This is a genomic window from Acinetobacter zhairuonensis, from assembly GCF_022601715.1.
GTDB lineage: Bacteria > Pseudomonadota > Gammaproteobacteria > Pseudomonadales > Moraxellaceae > Acinetobacter.
Genome location: NZ_JAKVIM010000004.1, coordinates 42,501 through 68,994 on the forward strand (window position 1 = coordinate 42,501; position 26,494 = coordinate 68,994).

Sequence of the window (26,494 nt, forward strand, 5' to 3'; positions counted from 1 at the left end):
TATTTAGACTAAATTTTAGAGATCAACGTCATGAAAAATAATAACTTAAGCATAAAATTCCCAGATAAATTGATCCACTTTTACAGGAGCCAATTCATGTGCCTTGCGATTTGATTATCCTCTAGAACTTTAGTATAGCGCGCAAATTATTTAGCTGAGCTAAATAAAAAAACCTTCCTAGCTAGGCTAAGAAGGTTTTGCTTGTTTACATCAATGGGATGAAAGTACTTGAGTCCGATTAAAACGGTAAGTCATCATCTAAATCAGCGGGTGCAGGTGCTGCTGGCGCTGCTTTTGGTGCAAAGCCACTTGGATTATTGTTGCCATAACCCGCTTGGTTGCCACCGCCTTGATTATTGTTAAAACCGCCTGCGTTGTTATAACCAGTGTTATTGCCATAACCACTGTTCTGGTTATTGTTAAAACGCGGTTGGTTAAAACCAGCATTATCGCCTGCTGGAACACCTTCGCCTTGTTGGCGGTTAGAATCGAGCATTTGCATTTGCTCACCACGGATTTCAGTGGTGTAACGCTCTTGTCCATTCTGGTCTGTCCATTGGCGAGTACGCAATGAACCTTCAATATAAACTTTAGAACCTTTACGTAAATATTGCTGTGCAATTTCACCTAAACGATTGTGCAAGACAATGCGGTGCCATTCCGTTTGTTCTTTACGTTCACCTGTGCTTTTGTCAGTCCAAGAATCGCTGGTTGCGATTGAAAACTGAGTAAGCGAGCCCCCATTTGGAAAAGTTTTCGTTTCAGGATCACGACCTAAAGTTCCAACTAAAATAACCTTATTTACACCACGCATTTGCTGACTTCATCCTATTTGTTTCTATATTTTACTTTATAAGAGTTATGCTTAAATGGCTACCTCTTTCCCCAACAAGTGCGTTAAATGTTGTCGCGCAGCTTCATCAATCCGCTGCTTATCTACTTTTATATACGCCACATGCTGGTCCGACATCACCACGACTTCTTCAATACCACGAATCGCTAAAAGCTGAGAAGTCCATTCATCCGTTTGTTTGCTTTCAGGTAAACGCAACACAATGGAAGAAAGATAACGCGGCTGAGCCAGCCCAAAACTAATGAGCAACCAAATTATAGCAATAGCCGTCAGGATACTCCAACCCATTGCCGTGTTATTCAGCATCAATAACTGACCGCCTAGCGTACCACCAAAAAACGCCCCTAAAAACTGGCTACTGGCATTCACGCCCATGGCTGTGGCTTTGGACTGAATTGGCGCAGCCTTTGACAACCAAGACGGCAATAAAGCTTCCATCACATTAAAGGCAATGAAAAATAAGCCCAGTCCAGTCAACAGGATATATTTTGATTCATAGCCAAAAATCAGGGTAATTAGACCAAGAATAATCCCTGCAATCGCAGTCAGGAAAATACTGCGCATTTTGCGATATTTTTCCGCCACAATAATACTTGGGAAAGCGAAAAACAGACTGATTACGAGGAGCGGTAAATAAATGAGGCCATGCTTAGCCAACGGAATTTGTGCAAATTCAATCAGCTGTGAAGGCACATAAATAAACATCGCGGTCAGCAACAGATGTAAGGTAAACACCGAAACATGCAGACGATTGAGGTCTGGCATTTTCAGCACTTGCTTTAACTGCGACATATAGCCTTGCTGGTAATTTCGATGATGGCGAGTCACTTTCGGAACCAAAAGCAACATCGCGATTGCCCCTAGCCCCATAATGGTGGTGACCCAAAATAAGCCAGAGATCCCAACCAGACTGGTTAACCACGGTCCCAAGCTAAATGCCACCACGAAGGACAAGCCAATACTCATACCCATGGCCGCCATAGCTTTGGTGCGTTGTTCTTCACGGGTGACATCAGCCAGTAACGCCATGACGACCGCAGAGACAGCCCCTGCTCCAGCAATGGCACGACCAATAATTACCCCGTAAATGGTGTCTGACATTGCCGCCACGGCTCCACCTATAGCGAACAATAACAACCCAAGCACCACCAAAGGTTTGCGGCTAAAACGGTCTGCAATCAGGCTAAACGGAATTTGTAAAATGGCTTGGGTCAGCCCATACACGCCGACCGCCAAACCAATCAGCGCAGGTGTAGCGTATTGATACGACTGTCCAGCCACGGAAAAGACCGGAATAATCATGAACAGGCCCAACATGCGCAATGCAAAAATACTACTTAAAGCAAAGGTTGAACGGCGTTCTAAGGAATTCATCATATCAATAGACTTAAATGCGTTGAATTTGGAAGCTATGCTACAACATTCAGACCCGAATGCGTGGTGATTCTGGAATTATCTCAAGAAAAAAGGGCGCAATACAATGCACCCTTGCTTCTACTCTGCGGACATTTCGTTCACATCCAAGGCTTAACCATGTTGTCCTTGGCGTTTGCGGTATTGAATCGAGGCCATGATTGCCCACACAATAAATGCCACACCAATCAGACCGGTCACCACTTCTGGAATGTGTAAGCCTGTACCACTCGCCAACATAATGAAGGCTAAAGCACCAATTGCATAATGCGCACCATGTTCAAGGTAAATATAAGCATCTAAAGTGCCTTTCTCCACCAAGTAAATGGTCATGGAACGCACGAACATCGCACCAATCGCAAGACCCAGCATAATGATGACTACATCCGAAGTAATCGCAAATGCACCAATCACGCCATCGAAACTGAAAGAGGCATCCAGCACTTCAAGATAGATAAAGCCGCCTAAGCCCGCTTTAATCACACCTGTAGAAGCACCACTGGCATCATGTGCCACGGCATTACCCTCTTCATCAATTTCAGGTTCACCGCCCAGTAAATGGCTAATCACCTGTACCCCGATATAGATCACGATCCCCCAGATACCCGCCATGGTCACCACCAAGCGTTTCGCTTCTTCTACATTCGCAGCCATCACCAATAAAGCGATCAGGGCAAGGAAGACTGACATTGCAGGGACATTGGCCAAGTTACTTAAACGATGTTCCAACCATTTAAACCAATGCGTATCTTTGCCTTCATCCAAGAAGAAGTTGAGGAACACCAGTAACAAGAACGCGCCACCAAAAGCGGCAATTTCAGCATGATGCGCCATCAATTTTTCTGAATATTGCTGTGGTTCATTCAATGCCATTTTCACCACTTCCAGCATGCCCATGTCTGCCGTTACCGCAACAATCACAATTGGGAACACCAGACGCATACCAAAGACCGCAATCACAATCCCGATGGTTAAGAAGATCATTTTCCAGAAATGATCCCAGCCGCGAAGTACAGAGGCATTCACAACCGCATTGTCAAATGACAATGACACTTCCATGACTGCCAAAATGGCCGTAATGGTCAAAGCAGTAAACATGGTCTTCAAGCCTGCTTCTGGACCATGCGTAAAGCCCCAATATGCAGAAATTGCAAGACACACAATCGTAAAAAAGATAGAGAAACCAAAATGTTTCATCATAACGAAGTGACCTATGGATAATAAGAGCGCTATAGAGTTGGCTACAGCTTAAAAATTCATGCGCGTTATTATGCCGTGTTTGAGTGCCAAACCAAAATTGTTCTGCTATTTTTTGTTCAGCATACGCAGCAAAAACAAAATCAGGGTCGTGTATTCACGAGGCTTCGGTTAGTCTAGGCAGCATCATTTGGCAAGATAAAAAAAGGAATCCGTGATGCTTTTTTCTGAGCAATTGTGGCAGCGTAATCTCGACTTATATCAAAAAACCTTATCCCTGCCTTTTAATCAAGAGCTGGCGCGAGGCACGCTCAGCCGTGAAGCTTTTTGTCATTATGTGATTCAGGATGCGCACTATTTATTGGCTTATGGTCGTGCCTTAGCGGTATGTGCAGCAAAAGCTTATGAAGCCGATGATGTGATGCAATTTTCAGAAGCCGCCAAAATTGCGATTGTGGTGGAGCGCAGCCTACATGACAGCTTTATGCAAGAATTCGATGTCACTAAACAGCAATTTGAAACCACCCCGCTGACCTTGGCCTGTCACCATTACACCTCATTTTTAACTGCAACGGCATGGTCGGAAAGCTATCCTGTGGTACTTGCGGCTTTATTGCCATGTTTCTGGATTTATGCCGAAGTAGGCAATGACATTGTTGAACATTCAGTGCCAAATAATCCATATCAAGCGTGGATTGATACCTATTCAGGGGAAGAATTCCATACCGCAGTTCGCAATGTGATTGCGACCGTAAATAAAGTTGCTGCTCGTTGTGATGCCGACACTTTAGAAAAAATGCATGCAGCCTATCGCATGGGTGCCAAACTGGAATGGTTGTTCTGGGACAGTGCTTACCAGCAACGACAATGGTTGGGTTTAGACAACTTATAATGTGACCATCTACAGGACTGATCATTGAGCCATTTGGCTCATGATCATCTTTAAAACGAATGAGAAAAATATGTATATTGGAGAACTGGCGGCATTAACAGGTGCTTCCCCAAAAGCCATTCGGCATTATGAAAAACTCGGTTTATTGCCCATCGCAAAAAGAAAAGGAAATTATCGGATTTATGAAGCCATCGATGTGCAATCGGTCAAAATGATTCGTCTTGCACAAGCGGTTGGCTTTAGTCTTTCCGAGCTTTTGGAGCTTTCTGTTTTAAAATATCAACAGAACCAGTTTCCAGTGGAAGTAGCAAAAGTATTAATAGCCAACAAACATCAGCAAATTTTAAAACACCAACAAGCCTTAAACCGTTTACAAGAAAACTTAAAACAACTGGAAGATGAAATTACCCAAACCTATATGACCAGCAACAGTGCTGTATAACGCTATTAAACAACGAACCTGCAAATGAACACTTGACTCTGCCCTTAGGGGAAAGGTTTATGGTGATGACTCCTTTTATTACGGATCCATAAAATGAGTTCTTATCTTTCTGCATTTCAAGGTTCAACCGCACTCATTACAGGTGCATCTTCAGGTATCGGCAAAGCGTATGCGCAAAAGCTGGCCTCTTTAGGCATCCACTTAATTTTGACCGCACGCTCTGAGCAAAAACTGAAGGAGTTAGCGCATGAACTACAAAAAAAATATCCCATTCGGGTTGAGGTCATTGGTTTAGATTTGGCTCATCAACATGCCGCGCAAAAGCTGTTTGATGAGGTGCAAGCCCGACAATTATCGGTGGAGATTTTAATTAACAACGCAGGATTTGGAAAATGGAGCCAATTTCTAGATCAATCTGCTGCAACCTACAATGAAATGATCATGCTTAACATCAATAGTGTAACGTCCTTATGCTATTTATTTTTGCCACAAATGCTGACGAGCAAAAAAGGCATCATGATTAATATCGCATCGACAGCGGCATTCCAGCCGTTGCCCTACATAGCAGTGTATGGGGCAAGCAAATCTTATGTGCTGCATTTGACTGAAGCGCTTGCAGGAGAATATGCGGCTTCAGGGATTAAATTTTTAGCGGTCTGTCCTGGCAATACTGAAACCAATTTTACGCAAGTGGCAAATGCCGATACCCGCGGTATGAAAAGCTCTTCGGTCGATGAAGTCGTTTCAGCCACATTAAAGGCATTGGATCAAAACAAGGCTTCAATCATTGTAGGGTGTAACAACTATCTCACTGCTCAATTGCCCCGTGTGCTGTCTCGACAAAAAATGATTGATGTGGTTGAGCGTATTCTTAGAACCCGCATTGTGAAAGCATCCTAAATAGAGGCGCATTGAAAAGATTAAGACGTCGCGCTTAATCTTTTCATACTGAAAGATTTGCCCCGCATACATCAGATCTGCTGCTGCCACCTATCTGATTACCATACCAATATGCATATTCCAAAACACCTGCTGGACTTTATTGCACAATTTAGTTGTATGTATAACCAGCGCTGTATGTGAATGATTTTGAACAGCACTACAATCAGTTTCTACAAATCTTAGAACTAGCAATTAATCATGACGCACGACAACATCATGCTATTCCGCGACAGCATGCCTTTGAATCGATTGAATCATTTTTTGAGCGCACATTTGCCGCAGCCTGTTAAATCAACCCCAGCAGAGGTGTTCTTTACTACTTATTAACACCTCAAATGCTCGCCATATTTAGAGCAAATTGACTGCCAATAATGCCAACACGGCGGGCACTGCCTGAATATATATAATCTTTTTACTGGCGGTCAGTCCCCCATAAATGCCTGCCACCAATACGCAACCTAAAAAGAAGTTTGCCAGAGCCACAGCATAGCTTTCAGGTGCGCACAATGACCAGAATAAACCTGCTGCCAAAAAGCCATTATATAGCCCCTGATTTTGTGCCATGACCTTGGTCAATTGGGCTTTTTCAGGCGTATTGCCAAAGGCTTTTAAACCTTTGGGTTTATCCCATAAAAACATTTCCAGCACTAAAATATAGACATGTAAAAGGGCGATGAGTCCCACTAAAATTTGTCCCAGCATTTTTATTTTCCTTTTTTGCTTTGCTTTCTAAGATATAACAAAAGTGAGCCTTGCGGCTCACTTCAGTAGATTTGATATTAAGGCTTAAACAACACTTTACCTTGGCGTGCGTCTTGAGTCGCTTTTTGCGCCGCTTGCGTCACTTGATCAAACGCATAAACGCCTTCGACAGGTAAGGTCAATTTCTGCTGCGCCGCGAGGGTTAATAATTCCATCACCAAGGCTTTTTTACGTTCCGCTGGCATTTGCTGATTCACCACACTTGCCCAGAAACCTTTCACAGCAGCTTGTTTAAAGATTAAATCGCCCGATTCAATCTGCATGGTTTCACCCGTCATGCTGCCAAAGGATACCAACAATGAATTTTCACCCAACAGGCTGAGTAACTCGCCACTGGCTTTGCCGCCAATCGAGTCTACACCCACCATCAATGGATGCTCACCCTGAATGGCTTTGACTTGGTCTTTCCAGTCCGCCTGATCGGTTGCCACCACATTTTGAATACCCAGTGCATTCATTTCGGCAACAGCTTCTTGGCGACGCACCAAGTTAATCACATGAATCCCACGCGCTTGTGCAATCATCGCCACAGTTTTACCCACAGCACCATTGGCAGTGTTTTGAATCATCCACTGGTCTGGCTGTAAATTGGCAAAATCCAACAACATTAAAGAACTCAGTGGCATGGCAATCAACTGCGCTGCCAGTTCATCTGGAATGGCATCAGGTAAAGGAATCAATGCGCCTGCTGGTGCCAGACAATATTCTGCCCAACTACCATGAATACCTGCAGCAGAAACACGTTGTCCCAGTTCAAAACCTGCGACACCTTCACCCAACGCATCGATAATACCTACTGCTTCGCTGCCACCAATGGCAGGCAATTCAGGCTTATAACCATAGCTACCGCGTACCGTCCAGACATCATGGTTATGAATTGGCGATAAAATGACTTTGAGACGCACTTGACCTGCTTCCGGCTCAGGTTGTGGCATGTCCGCTTGTTCTAAAACATCAACAGGTTCACCAAAACTACGGTGGATAATACTTCGCATGGGTTAATCCTTCATTGGTTGTAATAGGTTGTGTGTGGTTTCGAGTGCCAAATGCAAAGGAGCTTTGTCTTGTGCCAATTTGGCCAGCAAGGCTGCGCCTAACCACAGTTGATACATCACTTGCGCCATTTTCACGGGCTGAATATGTGCGGGGATCGAACCTTCCTGCTGTCCTTCTTCAAGTAAAGCAGCAACCCGCTCGGTTAATTTACTGACCCCGAAATTCAGAATCTGACGCATATCTTCCGACAGATCAGACACTTCGGCAGCCAGCTTCACAATCAGGCAGTTTTCTGCCCAACCGCCATGAATCGGGTCTTCAATCCATGCCTGCCATAACGCCATTAAGCGCGCATAGGCACTGCCATCCGTCAGTTGCCACAGCTGCTCCACCTGATTTTTATAATCCGTGATGTACTGCTCTAACAGCGCGCAGCCAAAGGCTTCTTTCGAGGCAAAATAATGGTAGAACGAACCTTTCGGCACGTCGCATGCTTTTAAAATTTCTTGCAGCCCCACGCCAACAAAGCCTTTCTGTAACACCAGTGGAAAACTGGTCTCCAAAATATGCTGACGAGTGGCTTCACTTTTGTTTGATCGTTTCATGCACACACTTTAATTTAGTATTAGACCAGTCGTCTAGTAAAATTATGTAATTTTGAATTGTTCACGCTTTTCGGCTAGTCACTGCGTCAATTGAATGTTAAAACTAGCTGCTGAACGGATACCGCATCCGTCACGGCATGCTAAACCGTCATTATTTGTCGTTTAAAAATCAATTCGGCTGCCTTGAACAATTTTAAAGCGCTATCATATAAGTTTCTATTTGCACATAACTGAGATGTTTTCATGAGCCAAAGTCATATCCGTATTCGAGGTGCACGTACCCATAATTTAAAAAATGTGAGCCTCGATATTCCCCGCGACAAGTTTGTGGTGATTACGGGACTTTCGGGTTCAGGTAAATCTTCCCTCGCGTTTGACACGTTATATGCCGAAGGTCAGCGCCGCTATGTGGAATCACTGTCTGCCTATGCGCGCCAGTTTTTATCGCAAATGGAAAAACCTGAAGTCGACTCGATTGAAGGCTTAAGCCCTGCCATTGCCATTGAACAAAAATCCACCAGCCATAACCCGCGTTCTACCGTGGGCACTATTACCGAAATTTACGACTATTTACGTCTGCTCTATGCACGTGTCGGCACCCCGTTTTGCCCTGAACACGACCTACCGATGGTGGCGCAAACCATTTCGGAAATGGTCGATGCAGTCAAAGCCCTCGAAGAAGGCACTGCACTAATGTTATTGGCACCGGTGGTGCGCGATCGTAAAGGTGAATACACCCACCTGTTCGAGCAACTGCAAAGCCAAGGTTTTGTGCGCGCCCGAGTGGATGGTGAAATCATTGATATTGATTCACCGCCTGAACTGGATAAAAAGAAAAAACACACCATTGAAGTGGTGGTGGATCGTTTTAAAGTCCGTGATGACTTGGGTAACCGTATTGCGGAAAGCTTTGAAACTGCATTGCGTTTAGGTGGCGATATTGCAGTACTGTCATGGATGAAAGATGAACATCCTGACCGCGTCTTTTCAGCCAAACACTCTTGCCCTGAATGTGACCGTGCCGTAGCAGAACTGGAACCGCGTCTGTTTTCATTTAACAATCCCTTTGGTGCCTGCCCCGTCTGTGATGGTTTAGGTACCCGTAGCCATTTCAGTGCAGACAAACTGATTCCCAACCATGAACTGTCGATCAGTCAGGGGGCTATCCGCGGTTGGGATAGACAACGTCCGTATTACTACAGCATGATTCAAAAAGTCGCGGATCACTTTGAATTTTCTTTAGATACCCCGTGGCATGAACTGAATAAAGACACCCAGAAAAAGTTTTTATACGGTACTGGCAAAGAAAAAGTCGATTTAAGTTATATCGATGAACGCGGTCGTAAACACAATCGGGTACAGCCGTTTGAAGGGATTTTGCCGCACCTTGAGCGTCGTTATCGCGAAACTGAAAGCAATTATGTACGAGATGATTTGGCGCAGTATTTATCCAATGCCGCCTGTGATGCCTGTGGCGGTTCACGTTTAAATGAAATCTCGCGTAATGTACGCGTCAAAGACAAAACCATTGCCGAAATCACCAAAATGTCGATTGGTGATGCCGAAACCTATTACCAAACCCTGAACTTAACCGGTGCCAAGGGGGAAATTGCCGACAAGATTTTTAAAGAAATCCGCGAACGTCTGCACTTCCTCGTGTCGGTGGGTTTGAACTATCTCAGCCTATCTCGTTCCGCCGAAACCCTCTCAGGCGGCGAAGCGCAGCGTATTCGTCTGGCATCGCAAATTGGGGCAGGTTTAATGGGCGTGATGTACGTGTTGGATGAACCTTCAATTGGTCTACATCAGCGTGACAACGACCGTCTACTGGAAACTTTGGTGCGCTTGCGTGATCTGGGCAATACTGTATTAGTCGTTGAGCATGATGAAGATGCGATTCGCGCAGCCGATCATATTATTGATATTGGTCCAGGGGCAGGCGTGCATGGTGGTCAAATTATTGCCGAAGGTACAGCCGATGAACTGGCACGCCATGAGGATTCTTTAACAGGACAATATCTGTCAGGTAAATTAAAAATTGCCGTGCCTGCACAGCGTACGCAACCGCCGCGTCCAGATGAACAGATTAAACTGATGGGTGCTGCGGGACATAACCTGAAAAATGTCGATCTAACGATTCCTTTGGGTGTAATGACCTGCGTCACAGGTGTATCGGGTTCAGGTAAATCTACCTTAATTAACCGTACCTTGTTGCCATTGGCTGCAACGCAATTGAATGGTGCAACCACACTGACTGCCGAAAAGTTTGATTCGATCGATGGCTTACAATTCCTCGATAAAGTCGTGGATATTGACCAAAGCCCGATTGGACGTACGCCACGCTCTAACCCTGCCACCTATACGGGTTTATTTACCCCAATTCGTGAGTTGTTTGCACAAACCCCTGAAGCCAAAGCCCGAGGTTATGCGGCAGGTCGTTTCTCCTTTAACGTCAAAGGCGGACGCTGCGAAGCGTGTGAAGGCGATGGCATGATTAAAGTAGCAATGCACTTCTTGCCTGATATGTACGTGCCGTGTGATGCCTGCCATGGCAAACGCTATAACCGTGAAACTTTAGAAGTCGGTTATAAAGGTAAAAACATTTCCGATGTATTGGACATGACCGTTGAAGATGCGATGCATTTCTTCGAAGCGATTCCTGTGATTCACCGTCGTTTAGAAACCTTGCACCAAGTCGGTTTGGGTTATATCCGTTTGGGTCAATCGGCAACGACGCTTTCAGGTGGTGAAGCACAGCGTGTGAAACTGGCACGTGAGTTGGCAAAACGCGATACAGGCAAAACCTTGTATGTGTTGGATGAACCGACCACGGGTCTGCATTTCCATGACATTGCCAAGCTGCTCGACATCCTGCATGAGCTACGCAATAAGGGCAATACCATTGTGGTGATTGAGCATAATTTGGATGTGGTTAAAACCGCAGACTGGGTAATTGACTTAGGTCCTGAAGGTGGTGCAGGTGGTGGGCAGATTATTGCCGAAGGTACGCCTGAAGAAGTGGTGAAAAGTAAAATTTCACATACAGCTAAGTTCTTAAAACCGTTGTTGAAATAAGAATCTCCCCTAACCCCTCTTTTTAAAGAGGGGTTAGGGGGAATTTAAATAAACATAAGAAATAAATAATTTTTGGGGGTGAATAATGCGGTTTTCAGAAAGATATGGTTATAAGCCTGTGCGTGAAATTATTCAAAAAGAAAGTATAAATAATGAATTGAAAAATAGACTTTGGAATATCATTAGCATCTCTATATTTGAAAAATACCAACCTCCCTCTCGCGCTTTGCGGGTACAAGTAATTAAAGGGAGTAATCTAGACTTTTTCTTTTCAGCACTTTTTCATTCATTTTTTAAGAAAAGAGTTGATCAAATCCCCTTGTCCATTCAATCAACTATTGAGCATATTGATAAATTATTTTTTGGTAAATATAAATGGTTTGAAATATACGATTTGATTGAAACCTGTATTGAATATTTCCCCTTTCAAAACGAAAAAGATAGCTTCATTCTACTTTTAAATGATTGTTTACAATCTGAAAACTCAGCCTATAGAGTTATTAACCAGCAAATTACAGAAATAACATCTGAACAAGAAATTCAATCTATCGAAGATGCTTTAGAAAATACAGATCAATATTCAGGTGTTCAACAACATCTTAATCAAGCTTTAAAACTGATGTCAGATCGTCAAAACCCCGATTATCGAAACTCAATTAAAGAATCGATTAGCGGTGTAGAAGCTTTGGCAATGCAACTTCTCGAAGATAATTCCATTACTTTAGGAAAAGCGATTCCTAAATTAAGATCTAAATACAATTTACATCCAACTCTTATGGAAAGTTTAAATAAATTATACGGATATTCGTCAGATGAAGATGGGGTACGTCATGGGTCTCCTAACTCATCCACTGTAACCTATATCGATGCAAAATTTATGCTGGTTGCCTGCACCAACTTTATTAATTATTTGATTGAAAAAACCAAAGGACAAAACTGAAACTCAATCACATGACAGGCGACATGGAGGTCGCCCGTTTGACTGTGCTCCAAGGGACTGAACGTCAGTCAAAACAGAAGGTTTTATCACTTTTTCCCAGTCAAAAGTGAGGCAACTCCTATGCAACGAGCGTTAAATCACTGACTCAATATGAGGACGAGATAAAGAATCAAACTGATATTCAAATCACTTAACACCAAAAACTAAATTCTATTTCTCAATTTAAATTCAAATCACGTAAAATCCGACTCGGCTTTTATCAAAACAGAAGCCCTATGACTTTTCAATAACTCAATTACATAATCAAAATCATGAAAGCACTCCTTCTCAGCATGTCTTTGGGACTTGTTTCCCTGCATACCCTTGCCGATGGCTATATGAATGAAAATATGATTGTTTTCAGCTCAGAATCCGATGGCAGTGATGACCCATGGCAAGACCACCCAAAATGTACACCCAACATTCAACCTGTTAGTACTGCAAAAACATGGCTAGTTCAGTATTTCTATGCTGACCAAAGCCCCTTAACTTCTGGATTTATCACCACGCAAAAGCCTTCAAGCAAAGCCAGCGAATGCGAACATCTGGTACATTTTCCAGATCAAATACAAGGCTCAGGGACTTTTGAAAGTTTTTATCCGAATGGAAAAATGCGTAGCCAGATCGAATATGAAGATGGTGTTTACCACGGCAAGCTCATTTTTTGGCATGCCAACGGCTTAAAAGAACAAGAATCGAATGCGATTCACGGTGTCACGGATGGTGACTACCGCATTTGGCACCCGAACGGACAATTGGCACTGTCCATGAAATATAAAGATGATATGCAGGATGGCATGAAACAACGCTGGTATGCCGATGGTAAACCGTGGACCTATGTGCGTTTCGAACATGGTGTAATGCGTGGTGAACTGAAACAGTGGTTTCAGAATGGAAAACTGGAACGCCGCGGAGAATACCGTAACGGGCTAAGACAAAACCGCTATGAAATCTGGCACGAAGATGGCACACCAGAAGCCGTATTAACCTATGATGCAGGCAGTATTATTCAAGCCCAGTGCTGGAATGAAGGAGGTAAAGCACTCGCGAGCAAAAGTTGTATGAACAGCTATCGAAATGAAGAATAATTCTGAATAACAGTGCATTGATGCGGTCACAAGCCTAACCTTGTACCGCATTTTTCCCCTTTGCTTTGGCTTTAAACAAAGACTGATCAGCTTTATGAAACAGTTCTAACCAACTGGCAGCACCCACTGCATAACCTGCGCTGATGGAAACATGTAATTCCTGTGCCAGCCCGACTTGCATACTGGTGCTGTCAACATCGCGTCGTATTTGATCAGCAATATTCAGTGCGTCAATATCTGTGATTTGCTCCAGCAAGACTAAAAATTCGTCCCCGCCATAACGCACAATTAAATCTGTGGTACGCACATTGGCTTTTAAAATATTGGCGACCATCTGAATGACTTTGTCGCCAATCATGTGCCCATATTGATCATTCACTTGTTTAAAATCATCAATATCAATTACCAGCAGTCCCAGCTTTTCGAGTTTTTTCGGCTGCTGTTCCAGATGCTGAATATAACTTTCTAAAGCTAAACGATTAGCAACGCCAGTTAAGGCATCCGAATTGGCAATATTTTTCAGCTGAAATTCCAAAGCATCACGTTGCTGTAACATGCCTTCTAGCTTGCGTATTGCCGTAAATAGGGAATCCACACCACGTTCTTGCAGCAGTCGGTCTGAAGGCTGCGGTTGCGCCTGCGATAAATTTAAAATGGTTTCTCGAGCTTTAATTAAAGGCTCAAACACATTGCGACGCGCATAAATCATGGTGAACAATGCCGCCATTAAGGACACCGAAGTCATAAAAAGGGTCAGAAAAAATTGCCGCTTGGCTTGTAATTTCTCACGTTCTGCCACTTTCAGACTGTAGTCCAACATATAGCTTTGCAAATTCACCACAGAACTAAATTTATCGACAATTTGCTTGGTCAATTCCGTACCAGACAGCACATATGCTTGCCCTGCAAGGCTGTTTTGAATCAGCGTTTGTACGGTTCCAATCCCTTGATCGAGAAAGTCCGTTTTGACTTTCTGATGTAGTTGAATAAATTCAGGGGTTTTGTCTTGTTCTGGCAAAATGGTGTAGACCAAATCCCACAAATATCGTGCTTGATGTTGAGTCTGTAAGGAACGCGCCAAATTGGTATCGGGCATTTTTTCTTCAAAGGTCACAGGCGCAATAATATTGGAAGCTACACGCCCAGCCTGATCGCGCAAATCTGCCAAAATCAGAATTAAGGTATAGTAATTCGAGGTGTATTCATCTTGGCTTTGTGAATGAATAACCATATTTTTCAATATATTATGGCTTTCATCCCAAGCAGAAAACATCTTTAAAATTGCCCCATCCGGTTGTTGCATACTGCGCGCTGTGCGTGGCAGTGCAGCATAGGCATCTACGGCTGCACGTCCTTGCTGGAGTTGCGGTTGCAATTGCGTAGCAATTTCGGAGGCTTCGGTGTAAAAACCTGTCGCATTGAGCTGCACAATCGTACTTTGAATATGCTGATCTACCCCACGTCGATATTCTGCTAACTCTTCTCGGTTCTGGGCATACTCTTCGGACGTACTGGACATAACTTTATTACTTGGAGCACGTTCCCGCGAAATTTTATTGGATAATTCCGCAACCGTGCGCAAACTTTTAATTTCTGTCAGTGCCAGCTGGGCTTGTTGATAATGCTGATAACTTTTGAAGATGAGCGGAACAGAAATAAACAGTAATGACAGCACAATGACCAACATTGCCCCGAATAATCGCTTACTTATATTTTCTGCACGTAATTTTGCCATGAATCGTTTTAAATTTTATCTACGCTGCTTCTGCACAGTTAAACCATATCATGGGTTCAACATGCAACGGGGAAAATGAAATATTGATCTGTTCTTGAGTTTTTATGCTAGCAAGCGCTTTAAATTTAAATCCACAGATAAAATGAAGCGCATATTCAGCAGCATTAAAAGGCAAATCTTCACACCAAATAAAATCCATCTGCCTTTTAAATTCAAACTTCCGCTTTATAAATAAGGAAAAACCCCAAGTTTATCTAATGCATCTAAGGTCAATTGTTTACGTAAAGACAACTGATGTTCCCCCTGCATCTGCATATTTAGAGCGAAAGCCAAAATCTGACCATTGGGCTGCTCTATCCAACCGACATACCAGCCGACTTGTGGGTTAACATCCGCTCCCCAGCCCGATTTGGCATAGAGTTTGGCATCGCCACGGCGTTCTATATAGAGCATGTCTTTGACTTGCTGCTGCACCTTGAGATCAAAAGGTAAAGTTTGGGTCGCCAATTTATAGGCGAATTCAACCTCTTGTTGTGGCGTTATTTTTAACGGACCATCCAACCAAAAGCGATCTACTTGTGTGCCGACCTGCGCGTTGCCATATCCCACACGCATCAGCTCTTGTTGCATTAAGCCCAACCCTATACTGCGTGCCAACGTTTGGTAGACAGGTACCGCAGAAGCCTGCATGGCATCACCCAAGGTCATGTCTTTTTCCCAGCTTTTAAACGCACGCGGCTGCCCATCCCAAGTAAAAACTTCTGTAGCGGTCGCTTTATGATGCTGCAGACCTATCAGGGCATTCAGCATTTTAAAGGTTGATGCAGGAATATAAGCGGTCTCGGCACGAGTCAAATCATTACCAAAGCGTTGTAGCCGTTGACCATCAAAAGTCACCAATACCGTTGCTGTATCTACAGCCTGAAACAGTCGATTTAATTCATCTTGGCGCGTATGTTGCATCATCGATGACTGTGTCGTGGAATGGGCTACGGGCTGCGGACTACACCCACTCAGTACGACCCAACCAAGAACAGCACAACTCATCGCTCGAAGGTGCAACATCATCTTTTTACTCCCAAATTTTAAGGTTCATAATAGCCAGATTTTGACCAGATGGAATAATTATTATCGAATGAGTTTACTTATGTTCTATTATGGTGCATAATGCACGTAATTAGGGCGTTTTTAATTTCATCCTCAGCAGATATTTTTAAATTTCCCTGTTTTTTGGCGAAAAGATCCCAGTTTATTTATTTAAATTGGGATTTTTTTCGCTTATACGAATCAATCTCAATATATTACTTCATTATAATCAAGATAAAAAGCACCATATTGGTGCATTAAATTCAACAAAAATGACTATGCCTCGCCCCTCTCAAGCAAATCACATACGCCATTTTTCTTTAAAACAGCTTGGACTGAAGCGGGTAATATCAAAAAGTTGCACCAATTTAGACGTTCTGTGATTGAAATTTTAATCTTAGCGAGAACAGACAAAAAAAAGCCCAACCTTGGGGAAAGCTGGGCGATAAACTAAAAACCTTTTGTGGAGAATCAGTCAGCTATCACACTATTTGAATGAAACATGATCTGATTACAGCTTTATTATGTTCCGCTTTTTATCAGAAGTAAAGTCGATTGAATCACTTTGTTTTATAGAAAAACACACAAAACCCTGTTTAAGCCAACTAGTTCTCACTCTCGCTTAAAAATAGTTTATTTAAAATACAATTGTTACATTTTTTGCAAGTTTTAATTAAATTTTGAGCAAATCTTTGCGTTATGACACAAGAAATTATAACAATTAGATGAAATTTACCATTGTTTATGACAATAATAAAAATAAAATTAATCTTTTTTTACAATAATAAAAGCTTAATATCACGCACCAAAATTGTGCTTTTTTTCTGTTATATCCGACTTATTCAATTGTAATCCCTGCCTTTTTCATGGGTTGACACAGATTTTTCTATTTGTTTAATTTACAACCAATTTTTTATTGGAGCAAATGCTCACTACGAACTGTAACATGACCTCGATTGACTAAATAAATTGTTACAATACAATGCCACTTGCTTAATCCATTTTAACAAACTGGTAATACTTATGAAAAAACTCGGTTTAGCCACTGCTTTATTATTAGCCATGACCGGTGCTCAAGCATACCAATTCGAAGTACAAGGTCAATCTGAATACATCGATGCATCTGCAGCAAACGACAAAGATTTTACTGGCGGTGTGCAAGGTACTTACTACTTAAAAGATGTAGATACTTCTAAAGGTCCTTTAGCTGAAGCAGCTTTCTTAAACCAAGCTTCAAACGTATCTTTGGCATATAACTATGCTGAACTAGGTTCTAATGGCGTTGATTTCACAGCACATAACTATGGTGCAAAAGCTGAAGCTTACGTACCAACTAAATATGTACCTGTATACGCAAGCGCTTCTTACAGCCACACCATTTTAGATAGCAAAAACAATGCTGCAAATGATGACCAAGGCGACCGTTATGCACTTGAACTTGGTGCTTTAGCTGCGCCGAACTTCTTGGTTGCGCTAGGTTATACCAGCGTTGCTGACCAATTTGCTTTAGATGCATTCAATGTCATGAACAATGGCGTAGTGAAAGCAGTTGGTGAAACTGCAACAATTGGTGACGACCAAGATGCAATCACTGCACGTACTAAATATGTAGGTAACATTGACGGTACCAACATGGCTGTAGGCTTTGAGTCTGGTCTTGTTTATGGTGACGACACCGCTTACCAATTGAAAACTGACTTATATGTAACACCAAAACTAAGCGTTGGTGCTTCTTTTGCAAAATCAAGCTTCGCAGGAACTCCTGACTCAGCTTGGGGCGCGAACGTAAACTACTTCATCACTCCTGCCGTTGCTGTAGGCGCGAGCTATGTCAATGCGAATGCTGAAGAAGTTGCACTTGATACGCAAACTGTTGGCTTAAATGCTAAATTCCGTTTCTAATTAATTAGAATCTGAATTCAAAAAAGGACGCTGTTGGCGTCCTTTTTTTATTGTTGCTGTTAGCTTGGGCTACGCACCAAATTTAAGAAGTAAAGATGTCGCTCATATTGATCAATAATATCCTGTAATAAGTCTTCAATGGTCCAGTCCATCACATCATAATTCTGCCCACCCTCTCGCAAACAAACTTCTGCCTGATAGAACGGCTGATCTTGTGCCAACGTATCTGCCATAAAACTGGGCGGTTGAGTTTCACGTGAAACCACTTGATAAATGAAGTTAATCTCATTGTGATGATCAACACGTAAGCGTAAACCATCCTCAATCGGCTGAATACTGACTTCTAAATCACGGCGCTCAAATTCCTTTTGTACTTGAGAAAATGCTTGCTGCACAGTTTGTTGAATAAACTGCTCAATCTCTTGCTGGGTATGCGGATAATGCATGATGAGTCCCAAACGCTGTTGCCAACTGCGCGGGTTTTGGATTGCACGCGGTGTAATTCGAGCATCCTGCAAAGCATTCATTTTGGTCAAATCTAGCCTTAAGGCTTTGACCAACCCCCAGCACACCAATAGCATAATTAAAGTAAAGGGCAAAGCACTCATAATGGTGGCGGACTGTAATGCAGCCAAACCGCCTGCGATCAATAAGATAATGGAAAGCAATGCAATCAGCACAGTCCAGAACAAACGCTGCCATAACGGTGAGTTTTCACTTTCTGCGGTCAGATAATCAATCACCAGAGAACCCGAATCGGCAGAGGTCACGAAGAAAAGTACCACCAAGACTGTCGCAATTAGACTCGATACTTGCGCAAAAGGCAGATGCGTTAAAAATTCAAACAGGGCAACCGAAGAGTCTTGCTGTACTGCAGTAATCAATGAACTTTGCCCGTCCTGAATAATGCTGAACAAGGCCGCATTGCCCATAAAGCCCATCCAGATTAAGGTAAATCCTGTCGGAATAAAGAGTACTCCGACAATAAATTCCCGAATGGTGCGTCCGCGTGACACACGCGCAATGAACATGCCGACAAAAGGTGACCATGAAATCCACCATGCCCAATACATAATGGTCCAGCCGCCAATCCAACCATTCGGTTGATAGGCATATAAATTAAAGGTCATGGTAAATAAGTTAGAAACGTATTGCCCTGCATTTTGAATGGTGGTCTGTAAAATATAGATGGTTGAGCTACAGAAAAAGACAAACAATAACAGCAGCAAGACCAGAATCAGATTTAGTTCCGACAAGCGCTTAATGCCTTTATCCAGACCAAAACCCACGGACAAAGAGGCTAAAAAAGTCACAAAGACAATTAGTCCAACCTGAATACCAATGCTCTGCTGAATCCCAAAGAGATAATTCAATCCTGAATTGATTTGGGTCACCCCAAAACCAAGCGTTGTTGCCACCCCGAAAATAGTGCCTATGGTCGCAAAGGTATCGACGGCATCTCCAACAGGACCATAGATTTTTTTACCGACCAGCGGATATAAAGCAGAACGGACTTTGAGCGGTAGATTATGCCGAAAAGAAAAATACGCCAAAGATAGCCCCACCAAGGCATAAATGGCCCATGCATGCAGCCCCCAATGGAAGAAGGTAATCCGCATGGCTTGCTGTGCCGAAGCTAAAGTCTCTCCTTCCCCAGTCGGTGGACTGACATAATGCATGACAGGCTCGGCAACCCCGAAGAACATCAAGCCAATACCCATCCCTGCAGTGAACAGCATCGCAAACCACGAACTTTTACTGTATTCAGGCGTACTATGATCGGGACCCAGTTTGATTTTTCCCATACCCGACATGGCAATGAAAATCAGCAGAATCAAAAAAAAGGCAACGGCTAAGACATAGAACCAGCTAAATGAATCAATAATCCATTGATTCAAATGTTTGGTTAACGCTTCAAATCCGCTTGGATCGAACAGAATTAAAGCCAAAAACAGTGCAATGATGATGACTGTACTTAAAAATACATTCCGTTTGACATTGGCAAACGGAGACGTCTTTGTGGAAGGCATGATTTCCCCCAGAAGATTTTTAATAATGTAAAGATGAAACCAATCAGGTTTATTCGCGAGTCTTATAAAGAGTAAAAGATGAATGTTTAAAATTTAACAATTCTTGATCATGATAATTTATGCCGCAAAACAAGGCAGTGCAATTCCTGTAACTATTTTTCTTGCTGTCTTGGCGCATGCCGAATGTACTGAAGGGCAATCAGTCGAGAAACGATTAACGCCAAATACATCACCCCACAAAACATTTGTAACATGGCTAAAATACGTGCTGCTGGACTGGTTGGCATAATGTCAGACAGACCTGTCGCAGACTGCAAACTAAAACTCAGAAACAATAAATTCTGCCATGACTGTAAACCTGTGGTGGGACTTTGAAAACTGTTTGGCAATAATTAATAAAGCCAGTACTCCCAGACACCACATAAATGCCCGATAAGACAAACTGTGATGACCAATCATGGACAGCCATAACATACAGAATTGAACCAAGAGCAACCATGCAGAAGGCAATAAGCGAAATCCTTTCCAGAAGTCGATGAGCACTTGCATAGGCTTCTCTCCCATTGATTGATAGCACGGTATGACACAGTTTTTTTGTTTCAGTACTATCCAAATACCGATGCTTCATTTTTATTCTGCTTCTGTTGTAGCGTATTTGTGACTATTGGTCTAGCCCATAATTACTTCCTTAAGCCTCGGTGTTGCTTAAAAGCAGACAATAAAAAAGCCCCACTTGGGGCTTTTTTATTGTCATGAACTAGAATTAGTGATCAGATGCGCCTGAAATACCAACACCAGTCATAGAGCGTACATACTGTGCATCGAATGCTTTGCGTTCTGCTTTCGCACGCGCAGAGTTATCTGTCACAGAGAAGAACCAGCAGCAGAAGAATGCAAGTGGCATAGAGAACAATGTTGGGCTGTTGAAACCAAACACTGGTGTATCAGAGATATGTAATGTATCTACCCATACTGCTTTAGATAGTACGATTAACGTCACCGCACTGATCAAACCAGCCAAACCACCAATCACTGCACCGCGAGTCGTTAAACCTTTCCAGAACATTGACAATACAAGGATTGGGAAGTTTGCACAGCACGCAACTGCGAATGCCAAGCCCACCATGAACGCGACGTTTTGTTTCTCGAACAAAATACCGAGGATCATTGCGAAAATCGCCAATACTAAAGTTGCGATTTTAGACATACGAAGTTCAGATTCAGGCGTTGTTTGACCTTTCTTGAATACGTTTGCATACAAGTCATGTGAAATTGCTGAAGCGCCAGACAATGTCAAACCAGCTACAACCGCAAGAATTGTTGCGAATGCGACTGCTGAAATGAAGCCCATGAACAAGTCACCGCCCAATGCATCAGACAAGTGAACCGCTGCCATGTTGTTACCGCCAACAAGCTCAAGCTTGCCAGTCACTGCCATTTTTGCAACATCAATGAACTGTGGGTTGTTTGAAACAAACAAGATCGCACCGAAACCAATGATGAAAGTTAATAAGTAGAAATAACCAATGAAACCTGTTGCTACAACAACTGATTTACGTGCTTCTTTCGCATCTTTAACTGTGAAGAAACGCATTAAGATGTGAGGAAGACCTGCTGTACCAAACATTAAACCCAAACCAAGAGATACGGCATCAATCGGGTTCGCAGCAAGTTTACCTGGTCCCATAATGTGAGCAGCATCTTCAAGGCTCATGTCATGTACTTTACTGAATACAGCAATTGATTGTTCAAACATGTTCGCAAAGCTGAAGCCCACATTTTTCATTACCATGAAGGCCATGAAAGTTGCACCGCTAAGCAATAACACAGCTTTAATAATCTGTACCCAAGTCGTTGCCAACATCCCACCGAAGATTACGTAAGCCATCATCAAGAGACCAACCACAACCACCGCAATGTTATAGTTCAAACCGAACAGGAGTTTGATTAACTGACCCGCACCCACCATTTGAGCAATCAGGTAGAACGCCACCACAACCAATGAACTGAATGCCGCCAAGGTACGTACTGGTTTCTCGTCCAAACGGAATGAAACCACGTCAGACAAGTTGTATTTACCCAAGTTACGTAAACGTTCTGCAATTAAGAACAATACGATTGGCCAGCCCACCATGAAACCAAGCGAGTAAAGTAAGCCGTCAAAACCTGAGCTGAACACCAATGCGGAAATACCCAGGAACGATGCTGCTGACATATAGTCACCCGCAATCGCCAAACCATTTTGGAAACCTGAAATACCGCCACCCGCTGTATAGAAATCTTGTGCGCTGGTAGTTTGCTTCGCTGCCCATTTAGTAATGAATAGGGTAAAGCCCACAAAAATCACGAACATGATAATGGCGTGCCAGTTGGTCGCTTGTTGTTGCGCTTCACCTAAATCTGGACCCGCAAACGCCATGCTTGACAGCATGAGCGACGATGCAGCAACTGCTTTCGCCTTCATTGAATTCCATTTCATCTTAGTGTTGTCCTTTTTCATGAGCGATTGCTTCTACTTCCCGCAAAGCTTCTTCAGTCAAACCATCTAATTTGTTGTTGGCGATGTAGGAATACACACCACAAAGTACGAATGATAAGACGATAATGCCGAGACCCAATGGAATACCAATTGTGGTCACGCCACCGCCAAATGAACTTAATAAAAACTCTTTGTTGTAGCCGACTAAAAGCATGAAGCCTACATAAACAAATAACATCACTGCGGTCAGCGACCAGCTCAATGAACTTTTTCTACTGACCATTTCCTTAAATTTGGGATTTTCTAGAATTTGGTTTACCTGAACCTCATCCATAATCTTGCTCCTGTGAAGCGCCCAGCCATAGACGCATTTTTTAATTGGAATTATTTCGTATACAAACTTAACAATGTTGTAGGGTTCTTGTAATTTAGACTTTGGTCGTTAAATTTTAATCAAATCAGACTGACACCAACCTGAATAGGCTATGATAAGCCCGTAACTCGGGACCATTCGGCATTATGAACAGTTGGCTTATTATTGGCGTTCTCGCCCTTTACATCGTAATACTTTTTATTTGCGCCTTCTATGGGGAGAAGCACGCTAGCCGGCTGAGCACTCGCGGACGGATGCTGCTGTTTAGTTTAACTTTAGGTGTCTACTGTTCTTCATGGACTTTTTATGGTGCCACGGGTGCTGCGGTACGCGAAGGCATTATTTTTCTCCCGATTTATTTAGGTCCGCTGCTCTTTGTTGCCGTGGGTTATGACATTTGGCGCAGATTGGGTCGGGTCCGCCAGCACCATGCCATTTCCTCCATCGCAGACTTTATGGCTGCACGCTATGGTAAAAGTGGTCCTTTGGCATCTCTGGTCACCATTCTGGCAGTGATTGCGATTATTCCTTATTTGGCATTACAACTGCGCGCGATTGCCCTCAGTGCCACGGTCATATTGCAACAAAATACAGGACTGGAAAGCACCACCAATAGTGTACTGTTCCTGACGGGCATTTTAGCCATTCTTGCCATGATTTTTGGTACGCGCCAAATCGCCAATACCGAACAACACGGTGGCTTAATGCTGGCGGTAGCATTTGAATCCTTCGTCAAACTATTTGCTTTACTCTGCGTCGCCATTTTCTTTATGTTTGCCGAACCCACGAATTTGGGGCAAATTTCAAACGATGTTGCCAAGACCTTTAAAGATGTACAGCTTTTTGGCGTACCTGAAACCTTCTGGGTGCAAACGCTGTTAGCAGCCTTAGCCATTATCTGCCTGCCGCGACAATTTCACGTTGCCGTGGTCGAACTCCGTGATGAAAAACATATTCGTGGCGCGCGTCGCTGGTTTGCCATTTATTTAATTCTAACCACCTTAGCCATTATCCCGATTGCCAGCTGGGCATTGCATGCCGCACCTGAGTATTTGGCCATTCCCGATGTTGCTGTACTCTCATTACCCATCAGTTATGAGCAAGACTGGCTGACCATTTTAGCGTTCTTGGGGGGGTTCTCTGCCTCGACAGGCATGCTATTGGTCTCCTCAGTCGCTTTATCAATTATGTTGAGTAATGACCTGATTATGCCTGCCCTATGGCGTTTCAATTTACTCTCAAGACATGATAAACGCATGCCGTTGATGTTGAAATTTACCCGTCGGGTTTGTATTTTAGCCGTCATGCTGTTGGGCTTTTTATTCTTCCACTTCTTTAATGACATTGACCAACTCTCGGTATTTGGCTTATTGGCTTTTAGTGCTGTAGCACAATTTGCCCCTGCCCTGATTGGTGGTTTGTACTGGCGTGGTGGTAGTAAACAAGGGGTTTATGCGGGGCTAATTGTCGGTTTTATCATGTGGGCTTATACCCTTCTGCTGCCAACCATCCTGCGTAGCTTGCCTGACGACTACACCACGATGACCATGCAATTCTTGTTGCATGGTCCATTAGGCATGAATTGGCTACGTCCAGAAGCCTTGCTCGGCTTTGAATCTTTTGCCCCCTTAACCCATGGTGTAATTTGGGCGCTTGGCTTGAACACCCTGCTGTATATCTGGATTTCTCATATTTTCCGACCAAGCATTGCGGAACAAATTCAGGCAGAAAGCTTTTTCTATTACGAAACCAAACCACTGCCTGCGCAAAGCAGTTCATCTGAAATTAGCTATTTACACCATGATATGGCACGTTTAAAAGTTGCCGATCTGATTACCCTTGCCAAACGTATTACAGGAGAAGGTCCGACCACACGAGCCTTTGATCAATTCTGTCAGCAAAACAACGTGGTGCTGAATGCCAACAGCAGTGCCAATGGCATGTGGTGGCGTTTTACCGAACAATATTTAGCAGGCACCATTGGTGCAGCTTCTGCACGAACCTTATTAACCACTGCCATGGTCAACAATGGTTTGGCACTTGGACAGGTCGCCAATATTCTGGACCAGGCCTCGCAATGGCAACGTTTTAATCAGAACCTGATTATGACCATGATTGACCACATGACCCAAGGCGTGAGTGTGGTCGATGAAAATATGTGTTTGGTGGCGTGGAATAATCAATATCTTGTTCTGTTCGATTATCCAAAAGATTTAGTCTATGTCGGCTGCCCGATTGCCGATTTAATTCGATATAACGCAGAGCGTGGCGAATGTGGTCCAGGTTCAATTGAAGAACATGTGCGTAAACGGATTCACTGGATGAAAGTTGGCAGTGCACATGAGTTTGAGCGCATTCGTAAAGATGGTCGCGTCATTCAAATGCGGGGCAATCCGATTGAAGGCGGTGGTTTCGTCACCACCTTTGCCGACATTACCGCTTTCCGTGAAAATGAAGCTGTGTTGGAAGCACGAGTACAAGATCGTACTCAGCAACTTGCTGATGCACTGACCGAACAACAGTTGGCACGTGAACAGGCCGATAAAGCCAATATGTCGAAAAGCCGCTTTATTGCGGCAGCCAGTCATGACTTATTACAACCGATGCATGCGGCACGTTTGTTCAGTACCGCCTTGGAGCAAAGTGTTCAATCCGATGAAGACCGTAAAACCTTACAGCAATTAGACCGCGCCTTGCATGGGGCAGAAAGTATGCTCTCTGCCCTGCTGGATATTGCCCGTCTAGAAGGCGGCACCATTCAACCGAAACGCCAAGCCTATCCGCTGCATGACTTGCTCAGTGACTTGGAATTGCAGTTCAAATCAATCGCGGCACAACGCGGCATTCAACTGCATGTGCATGATGCACAATTCTGGATTGATACCGATCCGCAATGGATTCGCCGCATCATTCAAAACTTTGTCAGTAATGCGCTGCGTTATACCGCCAAAGGACGCGTCATTGTTGGTGTATTACGTGCTTCGGAGCGACCACAGCATATTCGCATTGGCGTTTGGGATACAGGTCCAGGCATTGCCGAAGAACAACGGATTAAACTGTTCCAAGAGTTCGAGCGTTGCGGACATACTTCACCTTGGGGCGAACAAGGTTTGGGGCTGGGGCTGGCGATTGTGCAACGCATGACAGGGCTGCTGGATTATCCTGTACATGTTTATTCAGAACTGGGGAAAGGTTCCTGCTTCATGATTGAAGTGCCTGTGGTCGCAGCCCCGAAAGTGATTGTATCACCTGTGCAAGCCGTGCCACTGAAAACCAAAGCCTACAAGATTTTATGTTTGGACAATGACGAAACCATTTTGGAAGGCATGAGTACCCTGCTGACCAAATGGGGCTATCAGGTGTTTAAGGCAACGGAACCTGAACAAGCTTTAGCATTGATTCAACAGGAAAACATTCAGGTCTGGTTGGTGGATCAACATTTGAATAATAATAAAATGGGCTTAGACTTTATTCTGCAAAACCGTCAGGACAAAGTGCCTGTAGCACTCATCACCGCAGATTCTGATCCTGAATTGCCGCAGACGCTCAAGGAACTGAATATTGTCTTGTTAAGAAAACCATTGAAACCAGCCTCTCTAAGATCGTGGTTATCGGGTCTGAAAATTTCAACCGACTAATTCGATG

Annotated in this window: 19 protein-coding genes and 1 pseudogene; 8 read left to right on the forward strand and 12 right to left on the reverse strand. The window is 43.5% G+C overall.

Translation table 11 applies throughout. The features are described 5' to 3' along the window. Window positions 1–238 precede the first annotated feature (238 nt). From ssb to MKI85_RS04540, 3 genes are all read right to left on the reverse strand, one after another. A complete protein-coding gene (ssb, locus tag MKI85_RS04530; protein ID WP_241625407.1) occupies window positions 239–814 on the reverse strand; it encodes a single-stranded DNA-binding protein in 576 nt (191 codons plus the stop codon). 51 nt (window positions 815–865) lie between these two features. Next, on the reverse strand, window positions 866–2,230 hold the full coding sequence (locus tag MKI85_RS04535) for an MFS transporter (protein ID WP_241625410.1): 1,365 nt from the start codon (window positions 2,228–2,230) through the stop codon (window positions 866–868). A gap of 150 nt (window positions 2,231–2,380) precedes the next feature. Continuing rightward, complete coding sequence (locus MKI85_RS04540) at window positions 2,381–3,466, reverse strand: DUF475 domain-containing protein (RefSeq protein ID WP_241625412.1); 1,086 nt, start codon at window positions 3,464–3,466, stop codon at window positions 2,381–2,383. A gap of 214 nt (window positions 3,467–3,680) precedes the next feature. On the opposite strand from MKI85_RS04540, the gene tenA reads away from it, so the two are divergent. From tenA to MKI85_RS04555, 3 genes are all read left to right on the forward strand, one after another. Further along, window positions 3,681–4,355 (forward strand): thiaminase II, encoded by a 675-nt coding sequence (gene tenA / locus MKI85_RS04545; RefSeq protein WP_241625414.1) that lies wholly within the window; start codon window positions 3,681–3,683, stop codon window positions 4,353–4,355. Between the two features lie 70 nt (window positions 4,356–4,425). Beyond that, complete coding sequence (locus tag MKI85_RS04550; RefSeq protein ID WP_241625416.1) at window positions 4,426–4,797, forward strand: MerR family transcriptional regulator; 372 nt, start codon at window positions 4,426–4,428, stop codon at window positions 4,795–4,797. Between the two features lie 93 nt (window positions 4,798–4,890). Continuing rightward, complete coding sequence (locus MKI85_RS04555) at window positions 4,891–5,697, forward strand: SDR family NAD(P)-dependent oxidoreductase (RefSeq protein ID WP_241625419.1); 807 nt, start codon at window positions 4,891–4,893, stop codon at window positions 5,695–5,697. A 390-nt stretch (window positions 5,698–6,087) separates the two neighbouring features. Here MKI85_RS04555 and MKI85_RS04560 read toward each other — a convergent pair whose 3' ends face one another. The 3 genes from MKI85_RS04560 to MKI85_RS04570 all read right to left on the reverse strand — a co-directional run bounded on the left by MKI85_RS04560 (window position 6,088) and on the right by MKI85_RS04570 (window position 8,102). After that, window positions 6,088–6,441, reverse strand: coding sequence for a DUF1304 domain-containing protein (locus tag MKI85_RS04560; RefSeq protein WP_241625421.1), 354 nt, complete (start codon window positions 6,439–6,441; stop codon window positions 6,088–6,090). A gap of 77 nt (window positions 6,442–6,518) precedes the next feature. After that, window positions 6,519–7,496, reverse strand: a complete 978-nt coding sequence (locus MKI85_RS04565; RefSeq protein ID WP_241625422.1) for a zinc-binding dehydrogenase — start codon at window positions 7,494–7,496, stop codon at window positions 6,519–6,521. 3 nt (window positions 7,497–7,499) lie between these two features. Next, window positions 7,500–8,102, reverse strand: a complete 603-nt coding sequence (locus MKI85_RS04570; RefSeq protein ID WP_241625423.1) for a TetR/AcrR family transcriptional regulator — start codon at window positions 8,100–8,102, stop codon at window positions 7,500–7,502. A 243-nt stretch (window positions 8,103–8,345) separates the two neighbouring features. On the opposite strand from MKI85_RS04570, the gene uvrA reads away from it, so the two are divergent. From uvrA to MKI85_RS04585, 3 genes are all read left to right on the forward strand, one after another. Then, window positions 8,346–11,177: an excinuclease ABC subunit UvrA gene (uvrA, locus tag MKI85_RS04575; RefSeq protein ID WP_241625424.1), complete on the forward strand. Its 2,832-nt coding sequence runs from the start codon at window positions 8,346–8,348 to the stop codon at window positions 11,175–11,177. Window positions 11,178–11,262: 85 nt separating this feature from the next. Continuing rightward, window positions 11,263–12,117, forward strand: coding sequence for an AbiJ-NTD4 domain-containing protein (locus tag MKI85_RS04580; protein ID WP_241625425.1), 855 nt, complete (start codon window positions 11,263–11,265; stop codon window positions 12,115–12,117). Window positions 12,118–12,428: 311 nt separating this feature from the next. Further along, window positions 12,429–13,244 (forward strand): toxin-antitoxin system YwqK family antitoxin, encoded by an 816-nt coding sequence (locus MKI85_RS04585; protein WP_241625427.1) that lies wholly within the window; start codon window positions 12,429–12,431, stop codon window positions 13,242–13,244. 34 nt (window positions 13,245–13,278) lie between these two features. On the opposite strand, the gene MKI85_RS04590 is transcribed toward MKI85_RS04585, so the two are convergent. Next, window positions 13,279–14,979, reverse strand: a complete 1,701-nt coding sequence (locus tag MKI85_RS04590; protein ID WP_241625428.1) for a GGDEF domain-containing protein — start codon at window positions 14,977–14,979, stop codon at window positions 13,279–13,281. Between the two features lie 225 nt (window positions 14,980–15,204). Continuing rightward, a complete protein-coding gene (blaOXA, locus tag MKI85_RS04595) occupies window positions 15,205–16,026 on the reverse strand; it encodes a class D beta-lactamase (protein ID WP_241625657.1) in 822 nt (273 codons plus the stop codon). A gap of 1,056 nt (window positions 16,027–17,082) precedes the next feature. On the opposite strand from blaOXA, the gene omp33-36 reads away from it, so the two are divergent. Further along, window positions 17,083–17,967 carry a porin Omp33-36 gene (gene omp33-36 / locus MKI85_RS04600; protein ID WP_348637230.1) on the forward strand — a complete coding sequence of 295 codons (885 nt, stop codon included), beginning with the start codon at window positions 17,083–17,085 and terminating at the stop codon, window positions 17,965–17,967. A gap of 59 nt (window positions 17,968–18,026) precedes the next feature. On the opposite strand, the gene MKI85_RS04605 is transcribed toward omp33-36, so the two are convergent. The 4 genes and pseudogenes from MKI85_RS04605 to MKI85_RS04620 all read right to left on the reverse strand — a co-directional run bounded on the left by MKI85_RS04605 (window position 18,027) and on the right by MKI85_RS04620 (window position 22,810). Next, the gene (locus MKI85_RS04605) at window positions 18,027–19,997 is read right to left on the reverse strand and encodes a BCCT family transporter (RefSeq protein ID WP_241625430.1); all 1,971 of its coding nucleotides are present in this window, start codon (window positions 19,995–19,997) and stop codon (window positions 18,027–18,029) included. 152 nt (window positions 19,998–20,149) lie between these two features. Next, window positions 20,150–20,546: pseudogene (locus MKI85_RS04610) on the reverse strand (ion channel). 214 nt (window positions 20,547–20,760) lie between these two features. Next, window positions 20,761–22,476 (reverse strand): cation acetate symporter, encoded by a 1,716-nt coding sequence (locus MKI85_RS04615; RefSeq protein WP_241625432.1) that lies wholly within the window; start codon window positions 22,474–22,476, stop codon window positions 20,761–20,763. Between the two features lies 1 nt (window position 22,477). Then, window positions 22,478–22,810, reverse strand: coding sequence for a DUF485 domain-containing protein (locus MKI85_RS04620; RefSeq protein ID WP_161932894.1), 333 nt, complete (start codon window positions 22,808–22,810; stop codon window positions 22,478–22,480). Between the two features lie 185 nt (window positions 22,811–22,995). Here MKI85_RS04620 and MKI85_RS04625 point away from each other — a divergent pair, with 185 nt between their 5' ends. Continuing rightward, window positions 22,996–26,487, forward strand: coding sequence for a hybrid sensor histidine kinase/response regulator (locus MKI85_RS04625; RefSeq protein WP_241625434.1), 3,492 nt, complete (start codon window positions 22,996–22,998; stop codon window positions 26,485–26,487). The last annotated feature ends 7 nt before the right edge of the window (window positions 26,488–26,494 follow it).

What these genes read in the sequence shown, in the direction of transcription:
- ssb (WP_241625407.1), bottom strand. Translation starts at nt 814, where the DNA reads ATGCGTGGTGTAAATAAGGTTATTTTAGTTGGAACTTTAGGTCGTGAT.
- MKI85_RS04535 (WP_241625410.1), bottom strand. Translation starts at nt 2,230, where the DNA reads ATGATGAATTCCTTAGAACGCCGTTCAACCTTTGCTTTAAGTAGTATT.
- MKI85_RS04540 (WP_241625412.1), bottom strand. Translation starts at nt 3,466, where the DNA reads ATGATGAAACATTTTGGTTTCTCTATCTTTTTTACGATTGTGTGTCTT.
- tenA (WP_241625414.1), top strand. Translation starts at nt 3,681, where the DNA reads ATGCTTTTTTCTGAGCAATTGTGGCAGCGTAATCTCGACTTATATCAA.
- MKI85_RS04550 (WP_241625416.1), top strand. Translation starts at nt 4,426, where the DNA reads ATGTATATTGGAGAACTGGCGGCATTAACAGGTGCTTCCCCAAAAGCC.
- MKI85_RS04555 (WP_241625419.1), top strand. Translation starts at nt 4,891, where the DNA reads ATGAGTTCTTATCTTTCTGCATTTCAAGGTTCAACCGCACTCATTACA.
- MKI85_RS04560 (WP_241625421.1), bottom strand. Translation starts at nt 6,441, where the DNA reads ATGCTGGGACAAATTTTAGTGGGACTCATCGCCCTTTTACATGTCTAT.
- MKI85_RS04565 (WP_241625422.1), bottom strand. Translation starts at nt 7,496, where the DNA reads ATGCGAAGTATTATCCACCGTAGTTTTGGTGAACCTGTTGATGTTTTA.
- MKI85_RS04570 (WP_241625423.1), bottom strand. Translation starts at nt 8,102, where the DNA reads ATGAAACGATCAAACAAAAGTGAAGCCACTCGTCAGCATATTTTGGAG.
- uvrA (WP_241625424.1), top strand. Translation starts at nt 8,346, where the DNA reads ATGAGCCAAAGTCATATCCGTATTCGAGGTGCACGTACCCATAATTTA.
- MKI85_RS04580 (WP_241625425.1), top strand. Translation starts at nt 11,263, where the DNA reads ATGCGGTTTTCAGAAAGATATGGTTATAAGCCTGTGCGTGAAATTATT.
- MKI85_RS04585 (WP_241625427.1), top strand. Translation starts at nt 12,429, where the DNA reads ATGAAAGCACTCCTTCTCAGCATGTCTTTGGGACTTGTTTCCCTGCAT.
- MKI85_RS04590 (WP_241625428.1), bottom strand. Translation starts at nt 14,979, where the DNA reads ATGGCAAAATTACGTGCAGAAAATATAAGTAAGCGATTATTCGGGGCA.
- blaOXA (WP_241625657.1), bottom strand. Translation starts at nt 16,026, where the DNA reads ATGAGTTGTGCTGTTCTTGGTTGGGTCGTACTGAGTGGGTGTAGTCCG.
- MKI85_RS04605 (WP_241625430.1), bottom strand. Translation starts at nt 19,997, where the DNA reads ATGCCTTCCACAAAGACGTCTCCGTTTGCCAATGTCAAACGGAATGTA.
- MKI85_RS04615 (WP_241625432.1), bottom strand. Translation starts at nt 22,476, where the DNA reads ATGAAATGGAATTCAATGAAGGCGAAAGCAGTTGCTGCATCGTCGCTC.
- MKI85_RS04620 (WP_161932894.1), bottom strand. Translation starts at nt 22,810, where the DNA reads ATGGATGAGGTTCAGGTAAACCAAATTCTAGAAAATCCCAAATTTAAG.
- MKI85_RS04625 (WP_241625434.1), top strand. Translation starts at nt 22,996, where the DNA reads ATGAACAGTTGGCTTATTATTGGCGTTCTCGCCCTTTACATCGTAATA.